Source organism: Flavobacterium sp. (assembly GCF_044348915.1).
In the GTDB taxonomy this organism is placed as follows: domain Bacteria; phylum Bacteroidota; class Bacteroidia; order Flavobacteriales; family Flavobacteriaceae; genus Flavobacterium.
Genome location: NZ_JBIKRX010000093.1, coordinates 1 through 9,840, shown reverse-complemented (window position 1 = coordinate 9,840; position 9,840 = coordinate 1). Strand labels below are relative to the sequence as shown.

At 36.6% G+C, this 9,840-nt stretch carries 11 protein-coding genes; 10 read left to right on the top strand and 1 reads right to left on the bottom strand.

Annotated elements, in window-relative coordinates:
• Nucleotides 1–59: 59 nt before the first annotated feature.
• Nucleotides 60–1,244, bottom strand: a complete 1,185-nt coding sequence (locus ACIQ1E_RS12410; RefSeq protein ID WP_396171621.1) for a choice-of-anchor D domain-containing protein — start codon at nucleotides 1,242–1,244, stop codon at nucleotides 60–62.
• Nucleotides 1,245–2,070: 826 nt separating this feature from the next.
• Between ACIQ1E_RS12410 and ACIQ1E_RS12405 the strand changes: the two genes are divergently transcribed.
• The 10 genes from ACIQ1E_RS12405 (at nucleotide 2,071) to ACIQ1E_RS12360 (ending at nucleotide 9,698) form a co-directional block, all read left to right on the top strand.
• A complete protein-coding gene (locus ACIQ1E_RS12405) occupies nucleotides 2,071–2,670 on the top strand; it encodes a nucleotide exchange factor GrpE (RefSeq protein WP_396171620.1) in 600 nt (199 codons plus the stop codon).
• 60 nt (nucleotides 2,671–2,730) lie between these two features.
• On the top strand, nucleotides 2,731–3,846 hold the full coding sequence (gene dnaJ, locus ACIQ1E_RS12400; protein WP_396171619.1) for a molecular chaperone DnaJ: 1,116 nt from the start codon (nucleotides 2,731–2,733) through the stop codon (nucleotides 3,844–3,846).
• A gap of 164 nt (nucleotides 3,847–4,010) precedes the next feature.
• Nucleotides 4,011–4,934 (top strand): ABC transporter ATP-binding protein, encoded by a 924-nt coding sequence (locus ACIQ1E_RS12395; protein WP_396171618.1) that lies wholly within the window; start codon nucleotides 4,011–4,013, stop codon nucleotides 4,932–4,934.
• Between the two features lie 74 nt (nucleotides 4,935–5,008).
• Complete coding sequence (locus ACIQ1E_RS12390; protein ID WP_396171617.1) at nucleotides 5,009–6,325, top strand: ABC transporter permease; 1,317 nt, start codon at nucleotides 5,009–5,011, stop codon at nucleotides 6,323–6,325.
• A gap of 277 nt (nucleotides 6,326–6,602) precedes the next feature.
• Nucleotides 6,603–7,766: a sigma-54-dependent transcriptional regulator gene (locus ACIQ1E_RS12385; RefSeq protein WP_396171616.1), complete on the top strand. Its 1,164-nt coding sequence runs from the start codon at nucleotides 6,603–6,605 to the stop codon at nucleotides 7,764–7,766.
• A gap of 96 nt (nucleotides 7,767–7,862) precedes the next feature.
• On the top strand, nucleotides 7,863–8,555 hold the full coding sequence (locus ACIQ1E_RS12380; RefSeq protein ID WP_396171615.1) for a DEAD/DEAH box helicase: 693 nt from the start codon (nucleotides 7,863–7,865) through the stop codon (nucleotides 8,553–8,555).
• A gap of 37 nt (nucleotides 8,556–8,592) precedes the next feature.
• Nucleotides 8,593–8,808 (top strand): DUF2007 domain-containing protein, encoded by a 216-nt coding sequence (locus ACIQ1E_RS12375; protein WP_396171614.1) that lies wholly within the window; start codon nucleotides 8,593–8,595, stop codon nucleotides 8,806–8,808.
• Nucleotides 8,809–8,844: 36 nt separating this feature from the next.
• Nucleotides 8,845–9,090, top strand: coding sequence for a hypothetical protein (locus tag ACIQ1E_RS12370; protein ID WP_396171613.1), 246 nt, complete (start codon nucleotides 8,845–8,847; stop codon nucleotides 9,088–9,090).
• Nucleotide 9,091: 1 nt separating this feature from the next.
• Nucleotides 9,092–9,400 carry a type II toxin-antitoxin system RelE/ParE family toxin gene (locus ACIQ1E_RS12365; protein ID WP_396171612.1) on the top strand — a complete coding sequence of 103 codons (309 nt, stop codon included), beginning with the start codon at nucleotides 9,092–9,094 and terminating at the stop codon, nucleotides 9,398–9,400.
• Nucleotides 9,393–9,698 (top strand): hypothetical protein, encoded by a 306-nt coding sequence (locus ACIQ1E_RS12360; protein ID WP_396171611.1) that lies wholly within the window; start codon nucleotides 9,393–9,395, stop codon nucleotides 9,696–9,698. The genes ACIQ1E_RS12365 and ACIQ1E_RS12360 overlap by 8 nt, the downstream gene beginning before the upstream one ends.
• Nucleotides 9,699–9,840: the final 142 nt, after the last annotated feature.

Genomic DNA, 9,840 nt, shown 5'->3' with positions numbered 1-9,840 from the left:
AACAACATGAAAAAAAGCTGGAGTTTTTTGGGTGGTCAATTTAGACCGAAATTAGGTGGTCAGTTTGCTCCGAAACTGGTGGTCAATTTGCACTGGAAATGGGTGGTCAATTTGACCGTTTTTTCCAGATTATTTCCAATAACATTTATTTCAGGCCCAACGGCAACACCTTGAATTACGAAGTTATATGGGTTTTCATTTGGATCATTATTTTCAATAGAAATGGTTGTAAATCTTTGTCCAAATCCTATAGGGCTAAATGTAACTGTAAAGGTGGTAGTGCCACCCGCGGCCACAGTTGTACTAGGCGGGGTAGTTACAGCGAATTCTGCTGTATTACTTAGGGTTATAGTACCAATAGTTAAAATTCCTAGACCAGTATTTTGTATGGTGTAGGTTCTAGAAATACTCGATCCTATGCTGGTTGTGCCTGGTCCTATAATAGTTCCGTTGGTTGCGGTAGTTGTGGTAGCGTTATCATTGATATTTGCGCTGTTTCCTTGAATGTTTATTTCGGGTAGTGTGTAGGTTATTCTAATTTGGCCATTTCCTCCATTGCCACCGTTTTGTGTGCCACTAGAAGTCCTGTAGGCACCACCGCCACCACCACCAGGAATACTTCCTACGGTTCCATTCCCTTGTGAGGTGCTTCTACCGTCTCCACCTTTTCCACCAGCGCCTCCATCTGTTGCGGTAGCTCCTGTTGCGTTTGTTGCATTAACACCATTAGATGGATTTATGGTTCCGGCTGAAGAACCACCGCCGCCGCCAAAAGCTGCAGAACCAGTTGCTCCATTTCCTCCTGCAAATACAAACCCAGCATCGCCTATACTTGTTGGATTTCCAGCGCCACCGCTTGCGCCGCTTGCAGAATTGTTAGCCACACTATTTCCTCCTTTAGCTAGAACTGTTGTGTTGTCTAAAAACCAAGAATCTCCACCTGCGGATGTAGTGGTACTTCCAGCCCCTACGGAATAATTATATGAATTTCCGGCAGTTACCGTTATGATTTTTTTTGCGTATGCACCTCCGCCCCCTCCGCCCCCATTTCCGTTTGTAGTTCTAGTTCCACCTTTTCCGCCACCACCCCAAGCTTCGACAGTTATACTTGTAACACCTGCTGGAACCGTCCAGCTAGTGCCAGTAGATAATGTAACAGTAGTTTGCGAGTATCCAATGAAGGAAACCAAAGTCAACAAAACAATTAGAAAAAAACTTGATTTGGGTAAAGTTATTTTTTTCATACTATTACAGTTAAAGGTTAAATACTGGATTACTTTCTCATATTATGGTACATTGAAACGTGCTGTTCAACGTATTCCGAGTTTTCAAACATAGAAATAAAAAATTAAAATAACCGATGAAAAGCATATAAAATCGATAAAATACAATTATAATTAATAAAAAGTGGTATTTTTATTATATTTTTTTGTTTTGCGTTGTAATTTCTTTTGCTCTGTTAGTACTTACTAGTAGGATTGAATATATAAGATCCGGATTTTCATAAATTGTGTAGTTTACCTGACGATGCTAGTTTTAAGAAAAGAAAGGGCTTCTCCTGCTCAAAAAAATCCGTTTGAAAGGGTTTAAGTATTGCAAAGACAAGAAAGAAGACTATGCTCGTGCGAGTGTTTAGTATTGAATAGAAGAAACTACTTTAAAAATAAAAATTCTTGAAAAAAAACAGGGGATACTATAGGGTACTCTTGTTCAAATTGGTTTTGCTATCTAGTCAAATATATAGGATTAATCCTGTCTTATAAACTGCATAAAACAAAAAAAAGCTTCGTTTGTTTAAACGAAGCTTTTTTAAATATAATACATAGTGAATTAATAATAGTTTAAAGACCAGAAGCCAACCTTAATTTTTTATTTTACTTTTTGAACCCGGACAAATTTATACAAACTACAACGTTTTAGTCTTAAAATTATATTAAATTTTTGCCACACGAATAATTATTTTTAGCTCACTGTGCTGTGGCTTCTTTTTTTTTGTATTAATTAATGAATGACAATTTGACATTTTTCAAGTTTTGGCAGTACTTTTGCAATCAACAGAAAAGAATAAAAATGAAGTTTACCAATTTTTTTAAAAACAATACAAGAATGACGACTGAAAATAAGCTAAACGACGAAATTGTTGATCCAACTCCAATTGAAAATAATGATAGTAATACAGATGCATTGGATGCTGCAATTGAAGAAAGAGTAGAGGAAATATCGAGAGAAGAACAATTATCACAAGATTTAGCGTCCGAAAAAGATAAATTCATCCGTTTGTTCGCTGAATTTGAAAATTACAAACGCAGAACGGCAAAAGAGCGTATCGAGTTGTTCAAAACTGCCAATCAAGATGTATTGTTGGCTTTGCTTCCCGTTTTAGACGATTTTGACAGAGCATTATCCGAAATCAAAAAAACGGATGACAATGTTTTGATTCAAGGTGTAGAATTGATTCAAGAAAAATTGAAAAGCACTTTAGTTTCAAAAGGATTAGAGCAAGTTGATGTAAATCCAGGTGACGCGTTCGACGCCGATTTTGCTGAAGCTATCACCCAAATTCCAGCTGCTTCTCCTAAAATGAAAGGAAAAATTGTTGATGTAATCGAAAAAGGATACAAATTGGGTGACAAAATTATCCGTTTCCCAAAAGTGGTAATCGGAAATTAATTTCTTAAAATCCTTATTGTCACCCTGAGCTTGTCGAAGGGCTAATTCCTAAATTGAAAAATGAAAAAAGATTTTTACGAAATACTTGGCATTTCCAAAAATGCTGATGCTGCCGAAATTAAAAAGGCATACAGAAAAAAAGCACTCGAGTTTCACCCGGATAAAAACCCTGGTAATGCTGCGGCAGAAGAAAGTTTTAAAGCTGCTGCCGAAGCTTACGAAGTATTGAGTGATCCTCAGAAAAAAGCCAAATACGATCAATACGGACATCAAGCTTTTGATGGTTCAGGTGGTTTTGGTGGTGGTCACGGGGGAATGAATATGGATGATATTTTCAGTCAATTTGGAGATATCTTCGGTAGCGCATTTGGCGGTGGCGGTGGTTTTGGCGGAGGCGGAGGACAACGTCGTGTCAAAGGAACCAATCTTCGAATCAAAGTAAGATTGACATTGGAAGAAATTGCCAATGGTGTTGAGAAAAAAGTGAAAGTAAAACGTAAAGTTCAAGCCAAGGGAGTTTCTTATAAAACTTGTTCTACTTGTAACGGTCAAGGTCAGGTTATGCGAGTAACCAATACGATTTTAGGTAGAATGCAATCGGCATCCACTTGCCCAACTTGTGGCGGTTCGGGTCAAATATTAGACAAAAAACCTTCTGAAGCCGATTCGCAAGGAATGGTTATGGAAGATGAAACAGTTACCATAAAAATTCCTGCAGGCGTGGTTGACGGTATGCAACTAAAAGTTTCCAATAAAGGAAATGATGCTCCAGGAAATAGTGTTCCAGGTGATTTAATTGTAGCCATCGAAGAAATTGAGCACGAATTCTTGAAACGCGAAGGTGAAAATTTGCATTACGATTTATACATCAGTTTCTCTGAGGCAGTTCTTGGAATTTCTAAAGATATTTCGGCCGTCAACGGAAAAGTCAGAATTAAATTGGATGAAGGCATTCAATCTGGAAAAATCCTAAGATTAAAAGGAAAAGGAATTCCAAACATAAATGGTTACGGAACAGGAGATTTATTGGTTCACGTGAATGTTTGGACACCAAAAACACTAAATAAAGAGCAAAAACAGTTTTTCGAAAGCAATCTCGAAAACGAAAATTTTGTTCCAAATCCTGAAAAAAGCGACAAATCCTTTTTTGAAAAAGTGAAAGATATGTTTTCATAATTTTTAATTATGATAATTTTTCCCATCCTTGTGAAAACAGGGGTGGGTTTTTTTGTTTTATTTAACAGCTTATTAGCGCTATTTTTCTATTTTTACACACCCAAGACCAAAGCGTCTAAGTTGTCTTTGAACAGCTAGACACTCAAAATAATTCAAATACCTCTATGAGTACGATACTTGAAGTAAACAATGTTGTAAAAAAATATGGCGATTTTGTTGCCTTAAATGCAGTTTCACTAACTGTTCCCAGAGGGAGTATTTATGGGCTTTTAGGCCCAAATGGAGCCGGAAAAACTTCCCTGATTCGCATCATCAATCAAATAACAATGCCCGACAGTGGCGAAATTATTCTTGATGGTGAAAAGCTAGACCCCAAACACATTTCCCATATTGGGTACTTACCTGAAGAACGAGGACTTTATAAAAGTATGAAAGTGGGCGAACAATGTCTGTATTTGGCTCAAATGAAAGGACTTTCAAAAGCCGAAGCCAAAGCGCAATTGGAATATTGGTTCGATAAATTGGAAATTCAAGGCTGGTGGAACAAGAAAATCGAGGAACTTTCTAAGGGAATGGCGCAGAAAGTACAGTTTGTAGTTTGCGTTTTGCATAAACCCAAATTATTGATTTTTGACGAACCATTTTCAGGTTTCGACCCCGTGAATGCCAATGTCATTAAGGATGAAATTTTAGAATTGCAAAAACAAGGTTCTACCATTATTTTCTCGACCCATCGAATGGAAAGTGTAGAAGAATTATGCGACCATATCGCCTTAATCCACAAATCGAATAAACTAATCGAAGGAAGTTTAGACGAAGTAAAACGGAAGTTCCGTACCAATAGTTTTGAAGTCGGTATTTTGTCCGATAATGTCGAAGGATTGATGTATGACATTACTCAAAAATTCAAAGTGGGACAAACGAATTTCAAATCACTTAATAACGAAATCAAACTCGAAGTGCAATTAGGTAAGGCGTTGCCAAATGAGTTGCTCCACATTTTAACGCAACGAGGACAAGTAACGCATTTTATGGAAAAAATACCGAGTGTGAACGATATTTTTATACAAGCAGTAAGTGATAAATAAAATCTAAATTAAACTAAATCCCAAAATCCAATTATTTGGAATTTGGAATTTTTTAAAATTGTAATTTCCAAATAATGAGTATCATATCTTTAATCATAAAAAGAGAGTTTATTGCCAAAGTACGCAATAAATCATTTATCGTAATGACTTTTTTAAGTCCTTTGCTTTTTGTGGGAATCGCTGTTTTTGTGGGTTTTCTGAGTACTATGAAATCCGATACCAAAAAAATTGCTATTCACGATGAATCGGGTTTGTTTGTCAATGAATTTTTATCCTTGAATAAAACTGAAGCGGAATACAAATATGCCGACTTTTCAGCAGTAGATGTCAATTTTCTGAAAGACAGTGTCGCAAACGAGAGTTACGAAGGATTAATTGTTATTCCAAAAGTTTCCAACAATAAGGATTTGGAAAGTAAAATACAGTTCGTTTCAAGTGAAAGCCCAAGTCTTTCCTTTATTGAAAACGTGCAAGATATTATCGCTAAAAAATTAACCAAACAAAACTTCGAGGCAGCGGACTTAGACACTTTGGCCATCAAAAATGCTGAAGCTACAGTCAATATCGGCTTGGTTAAAGCCTCTGGCGAAAAAACGGTAAAAGGACTTAACGAAATCAAAATTGCTATTGGTGGTGCTTTCGGTTATCTCATTATGATGTTCATCATTATATACGGTAATATGGTGATGCGCAGCGTTATCGAAGAAAAAACCAATCGCATTGTCGAAATTATTATTTCTTCTGTAAAACCCTTTCAGTTGATGATGGGAAAAATCATCGGAACTTCATTGGCAGGGTTACTTCAGTTCTTTATTTGGGCAATTATTGGGTTGTCGATGATGCTAGTCGCCTCCTATTATTTAGGTTTGGAAACTTGTCCAGCGCCTAAAATTCCGTCAGAAGCGATGCAAACAGCCCATATGCAAATGACTGGAACCGCACAAATGTATGTGCAGGAATTATGGCAAATGCCCATCGCTACTATTCTAATTAGTTTTGTAATTTATTTCATCGGAGGCTACTTTTTATTCAGTTCTTTTTATGCAGCCATCGGAGCCGCGGTAGATAACGAAACCGATTCACAACAGTTTCTTTTGCCGATTATTATGCCATTAGTATTGGGAGTTTATATCGGATTTTTTACTGTAATCAATGATCCTCACGGAACCATAGCCACGGTATTTTCGATGATTCCGCTCACATCGCCTATCGTGATGTTGATGCGAATTCCGTTTGGTGTACCATGGTGGCAATTAGTGCTTTCGATTTCAATACTATTTGCAACCTTCTTTTTTGTAGTTTGGTTTGCATCAAAAATTTATAGAGTCGGAATATTGATGTATGGTAAAAAACCATCTTGGAAAGAATTGTATAAATGGTTGAAATATTGAAAATAATGAGGAGCTATTTCCCGCCATCCGTTGCAATCTTATGTACCGAACACCGGCACATAAGGATTTTCACTGCTGTCGGGGCTAGGGCATCCGTTTTCAAAAGAAAAATATAATTAACCCCGTCTTTTCTGCACCTCATTACAAGAACGAAATGCGTACAACTTCCCCTCCTCTGGAGGGGTGCCCAAAGGGCGGGGTGGTCTTTTATGTTTGAATACAGTATCAAAATAAACTTTGTGCCTTTGTGCCTTCGTGGCAAAAAAAATATAATAATATGTCAAAAATATTAATCATAGAAGACGAAGCTGCGATTCGAAGAGTATTGGCCAAAATACTTTCCGAAGAGAATGATTCGTATCAAGTCGAAGATGCCGAAGACGGTGTCGCTGGACTTGAGAAAATCAAAAACAACGATTACGATCTCGTTTTGTGCGACATCAAAATGCGCAAAATGGACGGAGTCGAAGTATTAGAAGCGGTCAAAAAAATTAAACCAGAAATTCCGATGGTGATGATTTCAGGTCACGGCGATATGGTCACGGCGATCCAAACGATGAGGTTAGGTGCCTTTGATTATATCTCAAAACCGCCTGATTTGAATCGGTTATTAAACACCGTTCGCAATGCTTTAGACAGAAAACAACTCGTAGTCGAGAATAAAATTCTGAAGAAAAAAGTCAGCAAAAACTACGAGATGATTGGCCAAAGCGAACCCATCAATCATATCAAATTGATGATTGATAAAGTAGCGCAAACCGACGCTCGTGTTTTGGTGACAGGACCCAACGGAACCGGAAAAGAATTGGTGGCGCATCAACTGCACGAAAAAAGTCAACGAGCGAGTTTTCCATTAATCGAGGTGAATTGTGCCGCTATTCCAAGCGAATTGATAGAAAGTGAATTATTTGGTCACGTGAAAGGCGCTTTTACATCAGCGGTGAAAGATCGTGCAGGAAAATTTGAAGCTGCCGATAAAGGAACCATTTTCTTAGACGAAATTGGCGATATGAGTCTTTCGGCTCAAGCCAAAGTGTTACGAGCATTGCAAGAGAATATGATTACTCGAGTGGGTGCCGACAAAGACATCAAAGTCGATGTTCGTGTCATTGCAGCAACCAATAAAGACTTGAAAAAAGAGATCGCCGAAGGTCGTTTCCGGGAAGATTTATACCATCGATTGGCTGTAATTCTAATTAATGTACCTTCGCTGAATGAAAGAAGAGATGATATTCCCTTGTTGATTTCGCATTTTGCTCAAAAAATCGCCTCTGAACAAGGAAATACGGTGAAACATTTTTCCAAAGAAGCCATTCAATTATTACAAGAATACGATTGGACAGGGAACATTCGGGAACTCCGTAATGTGGTCGAGCGATTGATTATCTTGGGCGGAAACGAAATTTCTGAAACTGATGTGCAACTGTTTGCGTCAAAATAAAAAAAGCAAAAAAAGCAAAAAAAACGAAAGAATCTAAAGAAGCAAAATGAATTGTTTTAGATTTTTTAGATTTTTCCATTCTTTAGATTAAAAACAATGAAATTAAAAAAAATAAACGGAAGTCTGCAAGAAGCGCTCATCGCAAACGGTTTGACCGAAGCCAATGAACTGCAAAAAGAAACCTTTTCGACTCTAAAAAGCGGTGCCGATTGTCTTATCATTGCACCAAACGGAAGCGGAAAAACAACTGCAATTGTGATCAACGTGATTCAAAAATTGGCTGGAAGCACCGAAGAATCGCCACGCGCTTTGATTGTTGTGGAAGATAAAACGAAAGTTCTCGAAATGGTGGCTCTTTTTGAACGCTATGGAAAAAATTCTGGATTAGAGATTTATGGTGTTCACGACAAAGGCGATATGGACTATGATAAAAATTACGTTTCTACGGGAATCGATATTCTGATAGGTACGCCCAATAAACTAAACGATATGTTTAGTACAGCAGGGTATAATGTAAACCGATTACGAATGTTAATTCTTGATGATGCTGATCCAATTTTGAAATTGCGTCACGAAATTAAAATTATGCGAATTTCGAATAGTATTGCCAAAACTCAACGCATTATTTTTACAAATGTGCTCAACGAAAGAATCGAAATATTAGCCGATAAAATGCTGGTAGAACCTTTTGAATTTAATTTTGATGAAGAGGAAGATGATTTTGAAGAGGAAGATACTGAAGACGAAACAGAATTTGAAGAGGATGAAGAAGGCCTTGAAGAGGAATAAATTATTTTAAGTAGAACAACAAACAACAGACCATACTATGGGATTAATGAAAGTGTTTTCGGGAACTGAGATTTTAGCCGTTTCCCTCAAAAGTAAAATTGAAGCAATAGGTGTTGAAACGGTGCTTCGTGATAACAACCAATCGAATGTGTTTCCGAGTATGGTAAGTGCAAAAGCGGTAGAGTTGTTCATTCAAGAAACAGATTTTTCAAAAGTAAATCCTATAATTGAGGAATTTAGAATGAGTATTTAAATTTTGTATATTTGTCTCTCTAAAGAACTAGGCAAGATGGATATAGCTGCAAAAAAAGAGGAGTTGATGGATTGGTTGCTTCATATCAATGATGAAACTAAACTGAAAAAAATTATTGCTCTAAAATCAGTTTTAGACAAGGAAGTTGTGGCGCATACTGTTAGTGGTTATCCTGTAGATAAGGAAGAGTATATCCAGATGGTCAAAGAAGCCGATGAACGAATTTCATCGGGCAAATTCACTACAATTGAAGATTTAGAAAAAGAAATCGAGAATTGGTAATATGCAAAAGGCAATTGTCATACTCTGGGACAACCACGCTAAAGCTGATTTGAAACTAATCTTTGAATTTATTAAATTAAAATCTCTTCAGGGGGCAAGAAATGTTATAAGAGATATTATTGCTCAAAGTAAAAGTATTTGTTTTGTAGAGCAGTATCAAGTGGATGAAATTTTGGGTGCACCTTATCGAAGGATGATTGTTAGAAATTATAAAATTATTTATAAAATTCACTCCAAGACAGAAATCCGTATTCTTCAAATTTTTGATACTCGTCAAAACCCAGTAAAGCTCAAAATTTCAGATGAATAAATTATCTAGACTGATTTTGATTCTATTCTTAATTATTGCTGCGGACAGATTTTTGTTTATGCCAAATAGAATGAGTGCCGTTTGGGAATTCGAAACTGGAAAATATATTGGAGATCCCATTTCAAAAGATCAAAATATAAAAGTTTTGAATAATTTTGAAATCGAGATATCAAAAAACGATAAATCAGCTTCCTTTTATGTAATCGGTTGTTATTTTGGAGCAATGTTTTTATTGGAAAAGGACACTTTAAAGTATACTAAGTATGTAGTTTTTGAAGGAAGTGAAATGTGGAAATAAAAAATAGGATAATATAATTATAGGTATAGGCGTTTAGGCCGCCCAAAAACGAAAATAGTATTACCTTTGTCAAATGAGTACAAGGGAGAAATTTATAGGTGTGAATTCAATAACATTTAACAAGCGATTTAAGGAAGATGCA